The organism is Limnohabitans radicicola, from assembly GCF_014837235.1.
In the GTDB taxonomy this organism is placed as follows: Bacteria; Pseudomonadota; Gammaproteobacteria; order Burkholderiales; family Burkholderiaceae_C; genus Limnohabitans_A; species Limnohabitans_A radicicola.
Map to the genome: position 1 here is coordinate 1,431,917 of NZ_JACYFT010000001.1, position 15,930 is coordinate 1,447,846.

General features: G+C 62.4%; 15 protein-coding genes. 9 read left to right on the forward strand and 6 right to left on the reverse strand.

All coding sequences use genetic code 11. The annotated features are described in order from the left end of the window. Positions 1–71: 71 nt before the first annotated feature. The 6 genes from IC609_RS07065 (at position 72) to IC609_RS07090 (ending at position 5,542) form a co-directional block, all read left to right on the forward strand. Positions 72–1,052: a quinone oxidoreductase family protein gene (locus IC609_RS07065; RefSeq protein WP_191818697.1), complete on the forward strand. Its 981-nt coding sequence runs from the start codon at positions 72–74 to the stop codon at positions 1,050–1,052. A 31-nt stretch (positions 1,053–1,083) separates the two neighbouring features. Beyond that, a complete protein-coding gene (locus tag IC609_RS07070) occupies positions 1,084–1,941 on the forward strand; it encodes a TauD/TfdA dioxygenase family protein (protein WP_191818698.1) in 858 nt (285 codons plus the stop codon). Between the two features lie 24 nt (positions 1,942–1,965). Next, positions 1,966–3,024, forward strand: a complete 1,059-nt coding sequence (locus IC609_RS07075; protein ID WP_191818699.1) for a BKACE family enzyme — start codon at positions 1,966–1,968, stop codon at positions 3,022–3,024. Then, positions 3,024–3,668 carry a DsbA family oxidoreductase gene (locus IC609_RS07080; RefSeq protein ID WP_191818700.1) on the forward strand — a complete coding sequence of 215 codons (645 nt, stop codon included), beginning with the start codon at positions 3,024–3,026 and terminating at the stop codon, positions 3,666–3,668. The genes IC609_RS07075 and IC609_RS07080 overlap by 1 nt, the downstream gene beginning before the upstream one ends. A 10-nt stretch (positions 3,669–3,678) precedes the next feature. Then, entirely contained in the window at positions 3,679–4,257 is a 579-nt protein-coding gene (locus IC609_RS07085; protein WP_191818701.1) for an RBBP9/YdeN family alpha/beta hydrolase, read from the forward strand. A 187-nt stretch (positions 4,258–4,444) separates the two neighbouring features. Then, entirely contained in the window at positions 4,445–5,542 is a 1,098-nt protein-coding gene (locus IC609_RS07090) for a porin (protein ID WP_191818702.1), read from the forward strand. Positions 5,543–5,678: 136 nt separating this feature from the next. Here the strand turns inward: IC609_RS07090 and IC609_RS07095 are convergent, their stop codons facing one another. The 5 genes from IC609_RS07095 to IC609_RS07115 form a co-directional block, all read right to left on the reverse strand. Further along, on the reverse strand, positions 5,679–6,200 hold the full coding sequence (locus IC609_RS07095) for a GNAT family N-acetyltransferase (protein ID WP_191818703.1): 522 nt from the start codon (positions 6,198–6,200) through the stop codon (positions 5,679–5,681). A gap of 246 nt (positions 6,201–6,446) precedes the next feature. Further along, positions 6,447–6,854 (reverse strand): surface-adhesin E family protein, encoded by a 408-nt coding sequence (locus IC609_RS07100; RefSeq protein WP_191818704.1) that lies wholly within the window; start codon positions 6,852–6,854, stop codon positions 6,447–6,449. 23 nt (positions 6,855–6,877) lie between these two features. Next, positions 6,878–7,462, reverse strand: coding sequence for a MarC family protein (locus IC609_RS07105; RefSeq protein WP_191818705.1), 585 nt, complete (start codon positions 7,460–7,462; stop codon positions 6,878–6,880). Between the two features lie 36 nt (positions 7,463–7,498). Continuing rightward, complete coding sequence (locus IC609_RS07110) at positions 7,499–7,843, reverse strand: RidA family protein (RefSeq protein WP_191818706.1); 345 nt, start codon at positions 7,841–7,843, stop codon at positions 7,499–7,501. A 41-nt stretch (positions 7,844–7,884) separates the two neighbouring features. Further along, positions 7,885–8,841, reverse strand: a complete 957-nt coding sequence (locus IC609_RS07115; protein ID WP_191818707.1) for a delta(1)-pyrroline-2-carboxylate reductase family protein — start codon at positions 8,839–8,841, stop codon at positions 7,885–7,887. 131 nt (positions 8,842–8,972) lie between these two features. On the opposite strand from IC609_RS07115, the gene IC609_RS07120 reads away from it, so the two are divergent. Beyond that, positions 8,973–9,902, forward strand: coding sequence for an SMP-30/gluconolactonase/LRE family protein (locus tag IC609_RS07120; RefSeq protein ID WP_191818708.1), 930 nt, complete (start codon positions 8,973–8,975; stop codon positions 9,900–9,902). A gap of 9 nt (positions 9,903–9,911) precedes the next feature. On the opposite strand, the gene IC609_RS07125 is transcribed toward IC609_RS07120, so the two are convergent. Continuing rightward, on the reverse strand, positions 9,912–10,385 hold the full coding sequence (locus IC609_RS07125; RefSeq protein ID WP_191818709.1) for an Lrp/AsnC ligand binding domain-containing protein: 474 nt from the start codon (positions 10,383–10,385) through the stop codon (positions 9,912–9,914). A gap of 93 nt (positions 10,386–10,478) precedes the next feature. Between IC609_RS07125 and putA the strand changes: the two genes are divergently transcribed. Beyond that, the gene (putA, locus tag IC609_RS07130; RefSeq protein WP_408611004.1) at positions 10,479–14,315 is read left to right on the forward strand and encodes a bifunctional proline dehydrogenase/L-glutamate gamma-semialdehyde dehydrogenase PutA; all 3,837 of its coding nucleotides are present in this window, start codon (positions 10,479–10,481) and stop codon (positions 14,313–14,315) included. 151 nt (positions 14,316–14,466) lie between these two features. Beyond that, the gene (locus tag IC609_RS07135; RefSeq protein WP_191818710.1) at positions 14,467–15,669 is read left to right on the forward strand and encodes an ammonium transporter; all 1,203 of its coding nucleotides are present in this window, start codon (positions 14,467–14,469) and stop codon (positions 15,667–15,669) included. The last annotated feature ends 261 nt before the right edge of the window (positions 15,670–15,930 follow it).

Here is a 15,930-nt window from a genome sequence, read left to right on the forward strand (position 1 = left end):
GGCAAACAGGATTCGTCCTGTGACCTCTAAATTTCACCATCCACACACATCCAGATACAGGAGACACCCCAATGGCCAAGGCCGTGACATTTGACCGCATCGGCGGACCCGAGGTACTCCAATACGGCAATGCTGAAGTCGGCCAGCCCGGTCCAGGCCAGGTGCGATTGCGCCATGTGGCCGTCGGCCTCAACTATGCCGACACCTACTTTCGCAACGGCACCTACCCGATCCCGCTGCCCAACGGCATGGGCGTGGAAGCCGCCGGCATTGTCGAAGAAGTGGGCCCCGATGTGAGCAACGTGGCCGTGGGCGACCGCGTCACCTACACCGGCTTCATCAACACTTTGGGCGCTTACAGCACAGAGCGCCTCATTCCCGCGGCACCGTTGATCAAGCTGCCCGACGCCATTCCTTTCGAAACGGCTGCGGGCATGACCATGCGCGGTTTGACCTCGGCGTATCTGATGCGCCGCATCCATGACTTCAAGACAGGCGAGACCATCTTGCTGCACGCCGCCGCCGGTGGCGTGGGCCTGATCGTGTCGCAATGGGCCAAGCTGCTGGGCCTGAACGTGATCGGTACGGTCTCGACCGAAGAGAAAGCCGCCGTGGCCCGTGCGCACGGTTGCGACCACACCATCAACTACAGCCACGAGGACATCGCCAAACGGGTGCGCGAACTCACGGGCGGCCAAGGTGTGGATGTGGTGATCGACAGCGTGGGCAAGAACACCTTCATCGCCTCGCTCGACTCGCTGCGCCGCCGGGGCCTGATGGTCTGCGTGGGCACCGCCAGCGGCACCATCGACGGCTTCAACCCCAACCTGCTGGCCCAGAAAGGCTCGCTCTACCTCACACGCCCGGCCCTGGCCGACTACATCGCTGATCCGGCCGAGAAGGCCGAACTGGCCGAGGAGATCTTTGGCCACATCGCCGCGGGTCGTATCCAGATCGAGATCAACCAGCGCTACGCCCTGCAGGACGCCGTGCAGGCCCACCGCGACCTCGAAGCCCGCAAGACGATTGGCTCGTCGATCTTTGTCATCTGAACGGCTGACCGAACAACAACGGAGACACCCCATGCGCATCGAACCTTTGACCTGCGCCATCGGCGCAGAACTCGTGAATGTGAATCTCGCCGACGCCGTGCGTGACGATGGTTTGTTCCAGGAAATTTACGCTGCCTTGCTCAAGCACAAAGTGCTGTTTGCGCGAGACCAGACGCTGGACAAACTCTCTCGCCAGAACCACATGGCATTTGCCCAGAAACTGGGGGAGCTGGAAACCCACCCGATGGTGCCCAGCCATCCTGAAGCCCCTGGTCTGGTGCAAATTTACAAGACGCCCGAAAACCCGCCCGACCGCTACGAAAACTCCTGGCACACCGATGGCACCTTCCGCGAAAAGCCCGCGCTGGGCTGCGTGCTGCGCTGCATCGAATGCCCACCCGTGGGTGGCGACACCATCTGGGCCAACATGGCACTGGCCTACGAAAAATTGCCCGACACCGTGAAGCAGCAGATCGAAGGCCTGATCGCCAACCACAGCTTCAACTCGACCTTCGCGGCGGCCATGCCGATCGAAAAACGCCTGGCGATGAAAGCGCAATACCCCGATTCGGAACACCCGGTGATCCGCACCCATCCCGACACCGGCGAGAAAGTGTTGTTTGTCAACGGCTTCACCACGCACTTTGTGAACTTCCACAACAAGGACAAGGTGCGTTACGGCCAGGACTTCAACCAGGGCGCGGGCGATCTGCTGCAGTACCTGATCAGCCAGGCCTACATCCCCGAATACCAGGTGCGTTGGCGTTGGAAACCCTACAGCGTCGCCATCTGGGACAACCGCGCCACTCAGCATTACGCCGTCATGGACTACCCGCCCTGCCACCGCAAGATGGAACGCGCAGGCATCGTCGGCACCAAACCTTTTTGATTCTTGATTTTTTGGAGACCCCTTATGTATTTTCTCGACGGCCACCTATATCCTGAAAACCAGGAAAAACTCATCATCACCGCAGCCCCCTATGGCCCCGAGTGGATTCCTGAGGACTACCCCGAAGACATCCCGGTCACGATGGAAGAGCAGATTCAAAAAGCGGTGGATTGCTACAACGCCGGTGCCACCGTGCTGCACTTGCATGTGCGCGAACTTGACGGCAAGGGCAGCAAACGCCTGTCCAAATTCAATGAACTGATCGCCGGCGTGCGCCAAGCCGTGCCCGACATGGTCATCCAGGTCGGTGGTTCGATCTCGTTCGCACCGGTCGGTGAAGGAGAGATCGCCAAGTGGTTGTCCGACGATACCCGCCACATGCTGGCCGAGCTGGACCCCAAGCCCGACCAAGTCACGGTAACGATCAACACTGTGCAGATGAACGTGATCGAGCACATGGAAGAAGCCGACATCGCGGGCACCTCCATGGCCACGCCCGAAGGCCGTCGCGCCTACAGCGAAATGGTGGTGCCCTCCAACCCCGCCTGGTACGAAGAGCACATCCGCCGCCTGAGCGCCGCCGGCATCCAGAGCGCCTTCCAGTTCTACAACCTCAACAGCTTCGAGACCGTCGAGCGCCTGATGCGCCGTGGCGTCTACAAGGGCCCGCTGGTCTGCAACTGGGTCGCCATCAGCGGCGGCATGGATGCGCCCAACGTCTACAACCTGGCCAACTTCCTGCGCGCCATCCCTGACGGTGCCAAGCTCACGGTGGAGAGCAGCATGCGCAATGTGCTGCCGATCAACATGATGGGCATCGCCATGGGCCTGCATGTGCGCTGCGGCATCGAAGACAACCTCTGGAATCAGACACGCACCGCCAAAATGACCACCGTCGAGCAGATCGAGCAGCTGGTGCGCATCAGCCGTGAGTTTGGTCGCGAGATCGCCACGGGCAAAGAAGCCCGCGAACTCCTGAAGATTGGCGTGTTCTACGACACCGTTGAAGAATCGCTGGCCGCCAACGGCTTCTCGCCCAACCGCAATGGCGGCAACCAGGGCTTCCTGCGCAAAGCCGCCTGATGTCTGTTGTCTCAAGCGCCCCGGTGCAGGTCGATGCTTATTTCGACCTGATCTGCCCCTGGTGCTGGATCGGTAAAACGCACCTGGACACCGCACGCCGCCAGCTGGCCGAGCGCCAGCCCGGCATGCAAGTTCAGCTGCGCTGGCATTCGGTGCAGCTGATCCCGCAGACGCCACCGCAGGGCTGGCCTTACCAGGCTTTCTACGAACACCGTCTCGGCGGCCCCGAGGCGGTGCGTGCGCGCCGCGCCCAGGTGCAGGCCGCTGCGACCCGCGCAGGTCTCACGATCCACCACGAACGCATCGCCGTGTTCCCCAACACCTGGCGTGCGCACCAGCTGCTGGCCCACACCGCGCAGCAATACCCGGAACAGCACGAAGCCTTGCTGGACACCTTGTTTGAAGCCTACTTTGTGCAGGGCCTTGACATCGGCAACGACCAAGTTTTGGCATCTCTGGCGCAAGCCCATGGTGTGGGCAGCGCCGAAGCCGAAGCCTTGGATGCACCCCCGGTCTGGGCTTTGCCCGATGAAGCATCCGGTGTGCCCTTGTTCGTCTTCAACCTGCGCCAGACCGTGTCTGGCGCACAGCCTCCGGCCGTCTTGCTCTCAGCCATGCAGCTTGCTTGTGAGACCACCGACTGAAAGCTTTTCCATGTCACCCACTGTCTTGATCGTTCCCGGTCTGCGCGATCATGTGCAAGCCCATTGGCAAACGCTGCTGGCCGCCCAACTGACCAAGGTCCACACCGTACCGCCCATGGGTCGCGAAGACCTCGACTGTGCCAAGCGCGTGCAGGCCATCGAAGCGGCCATGGCCGCCATCGACGGCCCTGTGGTGCTGGTGGCGCACAGCGGTGGTTGCGTGATGGTCGCGCACTGGGCGCACACCAGCCAGCATGCGCACCGCGTGGTGGGTGCACTGCTGGCGACACCCCCCGACTTTGACCAAGCCATGCCCGAGGGCTACCCCACGCTGGCGACATTGCAAGCCGGTGGCTGGCTGCCGGTGCCGCGCCAGCCCCTGCCATTTCGCAGCCTGGTCGCCACCAGCGACAACGACCCCCTGGCTGCGCATGAGCGGGTACTGCAGCTCGCGCGAGACTGGGGCAGTGAGACGGTGGATCTGGGCGCAGTGGGGCACCTGAACCCGGCTTCAGGCTTTGGCGAGTGGCCGATGGGCATAACTTTGATCCAGCAACTGAGCACTGATGGTGGATACCCTTACACATGAACATTTGACGCGGATTGGAAATTGTTTGTCGTGAAATGGAAAGTTGAATTTTTTATGTCCACCTAAAGTCTGCGGCAGGCCTTCAGCAGGTCACTGGCCAATTCGGGCTTGCAACATTTGATTCGAAGCAGCCTGTCTCAAGCAGAAATCGAATCATGTACTTTCAACTGAAAACTTGGAGATAACGATGAAATTGAAATGGATCGCTCTGGCCGCTGTGATGGCCACTCAGGCTCATGCCCAGTCCAATGTCACCCTGTATGGCGTGATGGATGTGGGTTTTGTCAGTGGCTCAGGAGATGTGGCCAGCTGGAAAGGACTGGCTTCTGGCCGCAACATGTCTTCCCGTCTGGGTTTCCGCGGTGCTGAAGATCTCGGCGGTGGTCTGCAAGCCAACTTCATGTTCGAGGCAGACATCGCGGCCGATACAGGCACTGGCGTAACGACACCCTTTGCAGGTTGGTCATCTTCAGACAACAAGACAGCCAGTGCGAATGGCGGGCTTCAGTTCAATCGCGTATCCGTGGTGGGTCTTTCCGGCGGCTGGGGTTCTGTGACTGCAGGGCGCAACTACACACCCACATTCTTGCTGGATTTCGCCTATGACCCGTTTGGCGAAAACGGTGCGGGTGCCAGCTTGTTGACCATGACGTCAGCCTATTTCAATGCTGCAGGCAGTGTGAACCACTTGCGCGCCTCTAACCTGATCACCTACACCATACCGGCAAACAGCACGGGTCTCAGCGCCATGGTGGCTGTGGCTCCGAGTGAGACCGTCAGCACAGCGGCCAAAGAAGGCGGCGTCACCAGCGTGAAAATTGGCTATGTCAATGGATCATTGATGGCTGACGCGGCTTGGGCCAAAACAAAGCTGCTTTCCTCTGGCGACATCAAGACCACATCGATCGGTGCGGCCTATGATTTCGGCGCCATCAAGCCCATGCTTGAGTACAGTCGCGATGAGTTGGGTGCTGCAGGTGCCAACGCTGTGAAGAAGGGTTATCTCGCGGGTGCCACAGCGCCCGTGGGCACTGGACAGGCCCGTTTCTCCTACAGCAAGGTGGATCGCACCGCCGACAACACAACGGCCGGGCAAGTCACACAGTTGGCCTTGGGTTATGTCTACAACCTGTCCAAGCGCACCGCGCTGTACGGTACTTACAGCCATGTGAGCAATGCCAATTACCGAAATACGCCAACGGCAGGTTATTCGGTGGGCAGTGCCGTGAGCAGCATCAATGGCAAAGTCACGGGCTACGACCTCGGGATCAGAACCACCTTCTGATGGCTGTTTAGCCTGTTAAGTTCATTGCAAACCTTGAACCTGTCTTGCCTGGCGAGACAGGTTTTTTTATGCATGCCGAGCAACGGAAATCACAAGTATTTTTGCTGGCACAAGCTGAATTTTCAAAGTCATCATTTCACGATCTGCCCGGTGGATTGGGATGCCAGCGGGCCATGCACAACACATCGCTGTATTGGCCGTTTCGCAGGGCGTAGCCACGGTGTCGGCCTTCGTGCGCGAAGCCAAAGCGCTCATACAGTGCAATGGCCCGGGCGTTGTCGGCAAACACCGTCAGCTCGATGCGCAGGATGTGGCCCCATTGGTCGGCGTAATCGGTCAATGCGCGCATCAGGGCGGTGCCCACGCCTTGACCTTGCGCCTCTCGGGCTACGGAAATGCCCAGACCCACTGCATGGTTGCGCCGCACCTGTAACTTCGTCCCATGCAAGCTGCTACTGCCAACGATCCGTCTGTCTTGCAGTGCCACCAAATGGAGGCGGTTGGCTGCTGGAGGTGTACTCAGACGCTTGGCCCAAGCCTCTTCGGTGGGGTAAGGGAATTGCAGCATGTTGCCAAAGACTTCGGGATCGGCCATCAGTTGGGCAATGGCAGAGGCATCTTGCGGTTGAATGCTGTGGATGTTCAGCGGCTTGATCATGAGAGCCTCCTTGGGGGCGTTGGAGGGCACAAACAAAAAAGGCCCGCTGGGTGAGTGGGCCTTGACGGGTTTGACAGTGGGTCCCTGCCTGGGTGTCACCGGGTCCGCTGGCGTGAGCGTCGCAGGGTCAGTACGCACGTGTTGCGGCACATCAGCACGGGCCGTGCTGCTTGCAGGGTGAATGCCAAAGAGGGGGGCACGAAAGAATGGTTTGCAGACGCGGGACAGTGCGTCAAGTGCACGGGCTCATTTGCACAGGCGCTGGGCAAAGCGGCTGATCGGTGTATTGGCCTGAATCGGTTGGGGGTTGTGGAAGTTGCTCTCGCGCTGGGCTTTGTCGCCGCTGAGCATCTTGCCGGTGAAGTAGGTGATTTCGAGTGCGGTGGCTTCCTGGCTGCTGCAATCGAGTTCGATTTTGAGCAAGGCGGACTTGTAGGCTTTGCCGTCGTAAGTGGATTGGACGGTTTTGTAATCGCGCAAACTCCAGAAAGTCCGCACAGAGCCTTGGCGCTGGATGGATGCGCTGTCTATGTAATAGCTGCTTTGGACGTCGGTCACCACCTGCTCCCACTGGGCTTGACCTGCGCCGCAGGCAGGCCATGCGAGTGTCAAGAACAGAGGGGCCATCAGCGTGCGCACAATCGGGTGTTTCATGTTTCCTCCTGGGGCTGGCGTGTTCATCGCAGGGCTTGAAAGGCGCTGACCAGCATTTCCACGGCCACCGCAATCAGGATCAGGCCCATGAGGCGTTCCATCGCCATCACGAAGCGGTCACCGAGCAAGCGCTGGATGCGCTCGGCCAGCAGCAACACGATGGCATCGATCACGATGGTGACGGTGAGTGCGCCAATCCATTCCAGACGCCGCTCGGGTGCGCGACTGACCAGCAGGATCACGGTCGCCAAGGCCGACGGCCCGGCGATGGCGGGGATAGCGAGCGGCACCACCAGGGGTTCGCCTGGCAATTCGAGGTCCTGCGAGGCCGGTGGCGGAAAGATCATGCGCATTGCGATGATGAAAAGCACCACGCCCCCGGCCATTTGCAGCGAGGTCTCGTGCAGGTTCATCAGTTTGAGGAACTTTTCGCCGACGAACATGAAGCCCAGCAGCAGGCCAAACGCGATCAGGTTCTCGCGCAGGATGACACGGGCACGCCGCTGCGGCGGCACATGCTTGAGTGCGCTGGCAAAAACGGGGATGTTGCCAAACGGATCGGTGATCAGCAGCAACAAAACCGTGGCAGAGGCGAATGTGTATTCCACGCCTTCATTCTGCCAGCAGATGGTGCACGACAGGCTTCAAACCGCTGCTGTCACCACAATTTCGAGTTTCCACTCGGGCTTAGCCAGATGGGCCTGCACCGTGGCGCGTGGCGGGGTGTGGCCGGGCACGACCCAGGCGTCCCACACGCTGTTCATGCTGGGGAAGTCGGCCAGGTCTTTCAAAAAGATCTGGGTCATCAGGATCTTGGATTTGTCGGTGCCCGCCTTGGCCAGCAGGGTGTCGATGGCGGCCAGCACCTGGCGGGTCTGTCCGGCAGTGTCCTGCGTGGCGTCTTCGGCAATTTGACCGGCCAGATAGACCGTGCCGTTGTGGATGGCGGCTTCCGACATGCGGGCGCCAACGTCGATGCGTTGAACCATGGGGCTTTCCTTTGCGCTTGAAAAGGCGCCATCGTAGCTTCTCAGCCTTGGGGCGCGCTGCTGACCGCGATGCCCTGGGCCATGCAGCGGGCTGCTGCCAGGTCCCAACCGCCCCAGCCGCAACTCTTGAAAAACACCGGTCCGCCCTGCGGGCGGTGGGCGTTTTGCCAGCGTGCGGTCTGACCCACCACATCGGCCAGCGTGGGCAGGGCTGCGACATCGATGCCCGCCTGCAACAGGTCTCCGGCTTCGTGGTCGGCGTCACGCGTGTCGACCACCAGCGTGCCTGTGCGGGCCAGGTGCTGGCACACCGGGGCCGACCACTCGACCATGCGGGGCGTGAACGCCCCGACAGCCGCGACAAAAGCGTCGCTGTGCGGCGGTGCTGAGAGCACCACCTCCTGCGCAGGCGTGGCGCTCACCACCCATGGGCAATCGGCGAGTGCCGCGTTGGGGTCGTCCACACGCTGGGCCTGCAAACCGAGTGAGCGTGCGTGCGCCACCAGGGCATCGGCGCTGCTGGCGCTGCGCGAGGCGATCCAAAATTCCTGCACACCCAGGCCTTCATGAAAAGCCTCCAGATGCGCCCGGCCCTGCACGCCAGCGCCCACGATCAGCATCGGGCCATCGCGCCGTGGGGCCAGGTGCTGCGCAGCCAGCAGGGACACCGCTGCCGTGCGGCGCGCCGTGACGGTGGGGCCGTCGAGCAAGCCGATGCGTTGCCCCGTTTGCACGTCAAACACCACGATGTCGCCCTGGATGGTGGGCAAGCCACGCTGGGCGTTGGTGGGGATGAAGCTGATGAGCTTGGTGATGGCCACACGCGCATCGGCCGCGGGCATCACGAACAGGCTGCCACCGCCGTGCAGGGCCTGCACGATGCGCGGCGGCACGGCCACCGTGGGGTCTTGCAGCAGTGCTTCGATTTCCTGGGTCAGCGCCAGGTAGGGCAAGGCCTGCGCGGTCTGGTGGGCATCGAGGATGGCAGAAGAGGACATGGGTTCGCGTGCCTTGAAGGGTCTGGATGCCGCAGTGTAGATGGGCTGCTTGCGAGGCATGCACTCAGGGAATCCCCGCTTGTTGAGCGCCATGCCCTCGCTACATTGGAAGCCTCATCAGGAGCGCGCACATGAAGATTCGGGAACTCGCCACGGGACTGCTTTTCCCCGAAGGACCGGTGGCCATGGACGATGGCTCGGTGTTGCTGGTTGAAATCGCGCGCGGCACGTTGACGCGTGTCACCGCAGACGGTCGGGTGAAGGTGGTGGCCGATCTGGGTGGTGGCCCCAACGGCGCGGCCATTGGGCCCGACGGCGCGGTCTACATCTGCAACAACGGCGGCTTTGAATGGACGCGTGACCCGGGCAATTACCTGCGCCCCATCGGTCAGGCACACGACTACTCGGGCGGGCGCATCGAGCGCGTCAACCTGAACACGGGCCGCACCGAGCGTTTGTACGAGAGCGTGGACGGCATCGGTTTGCGGGGGCCGAACGACCTGGTGTTCGATGCGCATGGCGGGTTTTACTTCACCGACCTGGGCAAGGTGCGTGCGCACGAGATGGACCGCGGGGGTGTCTTTTATGCCCAGCCCGATGGTTCGGGCGTGCACGCAGTGGCGCGGCCGGTCATGACGCCCAATGGCATCGCCCTCTCGCCCGATGGGCAGACCCTGTACTACGCCGAAACCGAAGGTGCGCGCGTCTGGGCCTTTGACGTGACAACGCCCGGTCAGGTGCGCAAAGACCCTTGGCCCTCACCGCAAGGCGCACGGCTGGTGACGGCGTCGCCGGGCCAACATTGGCAGCGTTTTGATTCGATGGCGGTCGATGCCGAGGGCCACATCTGCGTGGCCACGCTGATGCATGGCGGCATTTCGGTGGTCAGTCCCGATGGTCAGGCGGTGCAGCACGTGCCACTGCCCGACCCGATGACCACCAACATCTGTTTTGGCGGGCCGGGCCATCGCACGGCGTTCATCACCCTGTCGGCCACGGGTCGGCTGATCGCGGTGGACGATTGGCCCACAGCAGGGCTGGCGCTGAACTTCAACGCCTGAAGGGGTCTATCACAAAGCCAGCGCCGTCGTGTTCTTGACCTCTTCCATCACCGCGTAAGTGCGTGTCTCGCGCACGCCGGGCAGCTGCCACAGCACGGTGCCCGCAAATTCACGGTAGGCGTTCATGTCGGCGGCGCGGGTTTTGAGCAGGTAGTCAAAACCCCCGGCCACCATGTGGCACTCCATGATCTCGGGGCGCACCTGCACCGCCGCCTTGAATTGCTCGAACACATTGGGACTGGTGCGGTCGAGCAGGATTTCCACAAACACCATCATCCCGGCGCCCAGCTTGAGCGGGTTCAGGCGCGCCTCATAGCCCAGGATGAAACCTTCGCGTGTGAGTCGCTGCACCCGCGCCAGCACCGCCGTGGGCGACAGCGCCACGCTTTCGGCGAGCTTCAAGTTGCTGATGCGGCCGTCGCGCTGCAGCACATCGAGTATGCGGCGGTCGATGCGGTCAATTTCCATGGATTCGGCGTTCATGCTGCATATTATTCATTGAAGCCAATAAATTTTGGATAAATATTCGGTCATCAATCTGGATGATGGCGATTCATGTCATCCAAGGATGCCCCCATGAGTACCGCCATCACCCCTATGCCTTTGCCCACCGGGGCCTGCTTTACCCCCGGTGGCCCCTTGCCCGAGCGCAGCGCCCTGCGCGAAGCCATCGCCCGTGCCACCCGCCTGCCCGAAGCACAGGCCTTGGCCCCATTGCTGACTGCAGCCCGCATGAGCCCCGCGCAAGCCGAGCGCACCGACGCGCTGGCCCGCCAACTGGTGCAAGGCATGCGCGAAGGCCCGCAGCAGGGCGGCCGCGCAGGCCGCGTGCAAAGCCTGATGCAGGAATACGCGCTGTCCAGCGAAGAAGGCGTGGCGCTGATGTGCCTGGCCGAAGCGCTGCTGCGCATCCCAGACGTGGCCACACGCGATGCGCTGATCCGCGACAAGATCGGTCAGGGCGACTGGCACCAGCATGTGGGCCGCAGCCCCTCGCTGTTTGTCAACGCTGCGTCGTGGGGCCTGCTGCTCACAGGCAAGCTGGTGGCCACGCACAGCGAGGGCGCGATGCTGGCCTCGCTCACCCGGCTGATCGGCAAGAGTGGTGAGCCGCTGATCCGCCAGGGCGTGCAACTGGCCATGCAGATGCTGGGCGAGCAGTTCGTCACAGGCGAAACGATTGACGAGGCGCTGCACCGCGCCCGCGCCATGGAGGCGCGAGGCTTTCGCTACTCGTACGACATGCTGGGCGAAGCGGCGCTGACCGAAGCCGCCGCGCAGCGCTACATGCTCGCCTATGAAAATGCGATCCACGCGATTGGCAAGGCATCCAACGGACAAGGCGTGGTGGACGGCCCGGGCATCTCGATCAAGCTGTCGGCCCTGCACCCACGCTACAGCCGCGCACAGCACCAGCGCGTGATGGACGAACTGTTGCCACGGGTGTTGAAGCTCACCGAGTTGGCGAAGCATTACGACATTGGCCTGAACATCGATGCCGAAGAGGTGGACCGGCTGGACATCTCGCTCGACTTGCTCCAAGCGCTGTGCCACGCGCCCAGTCTGCAGGGCTGGCCCGGCATCGGCTTTGTGATCCAGGCCTACCAAAAGCGCTGCCCCTTGGTGATCGATTTTGTGGTGGACTTGGCACGCCGCACAGGCCACCGGCTCATGGTGCGCCTGGTCAAAGGCGCCTATTGGGACAGCGAAATCAAACGCGCCCAGCTCGACGGGCAAAGCGACTACCCGGTCTTCACCCGCAAGCACCACACCGATGTGTCTTACCTGGCCTGCGCCCAAAAGCTGCTGGCCGCACCGGATGCGGTGTACCCGCAATTCGCCACCCACAACGCGCACACGCTGGCGGCCATCGTGCACATGGCGCAGGACATGCACGGCGACTACGCGCCGGGCCAATACGAGTTCCAGTGCCTGCACGGCATGGGCGAGCCGCTGTACCAGCAGGTGGTGGGGCGAGCGAGCACCGCCGGGCCGTCCCAAGGTGCGAACGCCCCCTCGGGGGACAGCGGGCTACACGGGGTGCACCTGCGTGGGGGACAACAGTTCTCGCGGCCCTGCCGCATCTACGCCCCCGTGGGCACACACGAAACCCTGCTGGCCTACCTGGTGCGCCGCCTGCTCGAAAACGGGGCCAACAGCTCGTTTGTGAACCGCATGGCCGATGCCAGCGTGTCGGTCAGCGATCTGGTGCAAGACCCGGTGTTGCGCACCGAAGAAGATGCCCAGCGTGAAGACAGCCCCCTAGGCCAGCCGCACCCGCAGATCGCGCTGCCCGCGCAGCTGTATGGCGCGGCCCGCCGCAACTCCAGCGGACCGGATCTGGCGCATGAGCCCACGCTGCGCCAGCTGGCAGCCGACATGCAGGCGCAGGTGCAAACGGTGGCGGTGACACCTCTGATGGCCACGCCTTTTGTGGGCGCTGAACGCATCACCCTGCGCAACCCCGCCGACCACAGCGATGTGCTGGGCACGGTGCAATACGCCTGCGCGGCCGATGTGGAGGCTGCCCTGCAAGCGGCCAGTGAAGCCGCACCCGGCTGGGCCGCCACGCCACCCGCACAACGCGCTGCGATGCTGGAGCAGGCCGCTGATCTGCTGCAGGCCGACGCCCCCCGCGTGATGGCCCTGCTGGTGCGCGAAGCGGGCAAAACCTGGGGCCATGCCGTGGCCGAGCTGCGCGAGGCGGTAGACTTTTTGCGCTACTACGCCGCACAAGTGCGCCGCGACTTTGACCCTAACACCCACACACCGCTGGGCCCGGTGGTGTGCATCAGCCCCTGGAATTTTCCGCTGGCGATTTTTGTGGGGCAGGTGGCGGCAGCGCTGGCGGCGGGCAACCCGGTGCTGGCCAAGCCCGCTGAGTCAACGCCTGCCGTGGCGGCGCTGGCCGTGCAGGCCTTGTGGCAGGCGGGCGTGCCCCGGGCCGCGGTGCAACTGCTGCCGGGTGAGGGCCGCGAGGTGGGCCTGCAGCTGGTGCGCGATGCCCGCGTGCAAGGCGTGATGTTCACCGGCTCCACCGAAACGGCTCGGGTGCTGCAAGCGGCCCTGGCCGAACGCCTGAACGCGTATGGCCAGCCTGTGCCATTGATTGCCGAGACTGGCGGCCAGAACTGCATGGTGGTGGATTCGTCGGCCCTGCTGGAGCAGGTGGTGACCGATGTCATGGCCTCGGCCTTTGAAGCCGCTGGCCAGCGCTGCTCGGCCCTGCGTGTGCTGTGCGTGCAAGATGATGTGGCCGACCGGCTGATCGAGATGCTCCAAGGCGCGATGGCCGAAATCCGCATGGGTGCGCCCGCGCACTTGGCGGTGGATGTAGGGCCCGTGATCGACGCGCGGGCCCGCACAGGCATCGAGGCGCATGTGCTCGCCATGGCGCAAAGCGGCTGCAAAGTTCACCGCATCTCACGCAACGCGCCGGACACTTTGCCCACAGGCACCTACGTACAACCCACGTTGATCGAGATCGACAGCATCGCGCAACTGACACGCGAAGTGTTCGGCCCGGTGCTGCACATCGTGCGTTATGCCCGCAGTGAACTGCCTCAGCTGCTGCAAAGCATCAACGACACGGGTTATGCCCTCACCCTGGGCGTGCATTCCCGCATCGAAGAAACCATTTCGCAAGTGATAGACCACAGCCATGCGGGCAATGTCTACGTGAACCGCAACATGGTGGGCGCGGTGGTGGGTGTGCAGCCCTTTGGCGGCGAAGGCCTGTCGGGCACCGGCCCCAAGGCGGGTGGCCCGCTGTACCTTTTGCGATTGTTGGCCCATTGCCCGCCCGATGCCGCCTTGCGCAGCGTGCAGGCCAGTGGCGCGGCTGCGCTGCCCCAGCCCACGCCTGCGCTGCAAGCCCTGCACGACTGGGCCGTGGCGCAAGGCCGTTTGCCGCTGGCGCATGCCTGTGCGCAGTTTGCAGCCGCCAGCCCGACAGGCCTGCAAGCCACCTTGAGCGGCCCCACGGGCGAACGCAACGTGTACCGCGTGCAAGCCCGTGCGCGGGTGCTGTGCCTGACAGGCACGCAGCCCGGGGCTGATGCCGACCGCCTGACCCAATTGGCCGCCGTGCTGGCCGTGGGCAGCCGAGCGGTGTGGCCCCTGAGCGCACAAGCGCAACATGCACAACTGCCTGCAGCCGTGCAAAGCCAGGTGACACTGGAAGACCCCACCCATGGCCAGCCAATGGATGCGGCCCTGCTGCACGGCGACGAGGCCACCACACTGCACTGGCAAGCGCAACTGGCGCAACGCCCGGGGGCCATCGTCACGCTCACGGCCCTGCGCCCAAGTGATGCCACCGTGCCACTGGCGCGCCTGGTGAGCGAGCGCAGCATCAGCACCAACACGGCAGCGGCTGGGGGCAATGCCAGCCTGATGACGCTGGCGGCATGACGGCAGGTGTGCTGCTCCCTGAATTGGTGCTTTTCTGTTCTTGTTTGGGTGCCAGGCACTTATTTGGCTTGAAAATTGCTTACGTTTGGTGCGCAAAGGCTTTTCAAGCCTTTTATGCACCAAATCAAGTCATAACTGTTTAGAGACACACATGGAAGCACTGAAACAGGGCGCGGATGCGCTTTTTATTTTGCTCGGCGGCATCATGGTTTTGGCCATGCACGCGGGCTTTGCCTTTCTGGAGTTGGGCACGGTTCGCAAAAAGAACCAGGTCAATGCACTCGTCAAAATCCTGGTCGACTTTTCTGTGTCGACCGTGGTCTATTTTGTCGTGGGCTACAGCGTGGCGTATGGCACCGACTTTTTCATCGGGGCCGAGCAATTGGCGGCCAAGAATGGCTATGAGTTGGTGAAGTTTTTCTTCTTGCTGACCTTTGCCGCAGCCATCCCCGCCATCATCTCGGGCGGCATCGCCGAGCGTGCCAAGTTCTGGCCACAGCTCATCGCCACCGCCTGTATTGTGGGTTTCATCTACCCTTTCTTTGAGGGCATTGCCTGGAACCAGCACTTTGGCGTGCAGGCCTGGATCAAGGCCTTCACCGGAGACGAGTTCCACGACTTTGCAGGCTCCGTGGTGGTCCATGCTGTCGGCGGCTGGATCGCTTTGCCTGCGGTGATTTTGCTGGGCGCACGCTACAACCGTTACCGCAAGGACGGCCAGGTTTCTGCCCACCCGCCTTCGAGCATCCCTTTCCTCGCATTGGGTGCCTGGATCTTGATCGTGGGCTGGTTCGGTTTCAACGTGATGAGCGCACAGACCCTCGACAAAATCTCGGGTCTGGTGGCTGTGAATTCCCTGATGGCCATGGTGGGCGGCACGCTGACCGCCTTGCTGCTGGGCAAGAACGACCCGGGCTTTGTGCACAACGGTCCTTTGGCGGGCCTGGTGGCCGTGTGCGCGGGCTCGGACTTGATGCACCCGTTTGGTGCGCTGGCGGTGGGTGCTGTGGCCGGGGCCCTGTTCGTGGTGATGTTCACGTTGACCCAGAACAAGTGGAAGATCGATGACGTCTTGGGTGTCTGGGCTCTGCACGGTCTGTGTGGCACTTGGGGTGGCATTGCTGCAGGCATTTTTGGCGCGCAGTCACTGGGCGGTCTGGGTGGTGTGAATGTCACGGCCCAGCTGATTGGCACGGCCATGGGTGTGGCCTGGGCCGTGCTCGGGGGCATCGTGGTGTATGGCCTGCTCAAACTGACCATTGGCCTCAAGCTCAGTCCTGAGGAAGAGTACGAAGGCGCCGACCTCACTGTGCACAAGATCAGCGCAACGCCCGACCGCGAAGTCAGCTGGTAATTTCGAGAAACAGCGCACAGTTCTCGCACAAAAGGCCGGTTTCAAACCCGGCCTTTTGTTATTTTCGGCACATATACAACGAATCTGCGGGGATTCCCCTTGCATGCCTGCCATGTTTATGGCGCATAATGGCCGAGCCTCCCCCAAAGGGAGAGGTTTTTTGCGGTGAACAGGTCAGTTTCGCTTTCCTTCCGGTGTTTTTCAGGTTTGTTGAATGCGCTTTCGGAACTCCATCGCGTTTTTTCTGTGTGTTTTGAGGAG

What these genes read in the sequence shown, in the direction of transcription:
- IC609_RS07065 (WP_191818697.1), top strand. Translation starts at nt 72, where the DNA reads ATGGCCAAGGCCGTGACATTTGACCGCATCGGCGGACCCGAGGTACTC.
- IC609_RS07070 (WP_191818698.1), top strand. Translation starts at nt 1,084, where the DNA reads ATGCGCATCGAACCTTTGACCTGCGCCATCGGCGCAGAACTCGTGAAT.
- IC609_RS07075 (WP_191818699.1), top strand. Translation starts at nt 1,966, where the DNA reads ATGTATTTTCTCGACGGCCACCTATATCCTGAAAACCAGGAAAAACTC.
- IC609_RS07080 (WP_191818700.1), top strand. Translation starts at nt 3,024, where the DNA reads ATGTCTGTTGTCTCAAGCGCCCCGGTGCAGGTCGATGCTTATTTCGAC.
- IC609_RS07085 (WP_191818701.1), top strand. Translation starts at nt 3,679, where the DNA reads ATGTCACCCACTGTCTTGATCGTTCCCGGTCTGCGCGATCATGTGCAA.
- IC609_RS07090 (WP_191818702.1), top strand. Translation starts at nt 4,445, where the DNA reads ATGAAATTGAAATGGATCGCTCTGGCCGCTGTGATGGCCACTCAGGCT.
- IC609_RS07095 (WP_191818703.1), bottom strand. Translation starts at nt 6,200, where the DNA reads ATGATCAAGCCGCTGAACATCCACAGCATTCAACCGCAAGATGCCTCT.
- IC609_RS07100 (WP_191818704.1), bottom strand. Translation starts at nt 6,854, where the DNA reads ATGAAACACCCGATTGTGCGCACGCTGATGGCCCCTCTGTTCTTGACA.
- IC609_RS07110 (WP_191818706.1), bottom strand. Translation starts at nt 7,843, where the DNA reads ATGGTTCAACGCATCGACGTTGGCGCCCGCATGTCGGAAGCCGCCATC.
- IC609_RS07115 (WP_191818707.1), bottom strand. Translation starts at nt 8,841, where the DNA reads ATGTCCTCTTCTGCCATCCTCGATGCCCACCAGACCGCGCAGGCCTTG.
- IC609_RS07120 (WP_191818708.1), top strand. Translation starts at nt 8,973, where the DNA reads ATGAAGATTCGGGAACTCGCCACGGGACTGCTTTTCCCCGAAGGACCG.
- IC609_RS07125 (WP_191818709.1), bottom strand. Translation starts at nt 10,385, where the DNA reads ATGAACGCCGAATCCATGGAAATTGACCGCATCGACCGCCGCATACTC.
- putA (WP_408611004.1), top strand. Translation starts at nt 10,479, where the DNA reads ATGAGTACCGCCATCACCCCTATGCCTTTGCCCACCGGGGCCTGCTTT.
- IC609_RS07135 (WP_191818710.1), top strand. Translation starts at nt 14,467, where the DNA reads ATGGAAGCACTGAAACAGGGCGCGGATGCGCTTTTTATTTTGCTCGGC.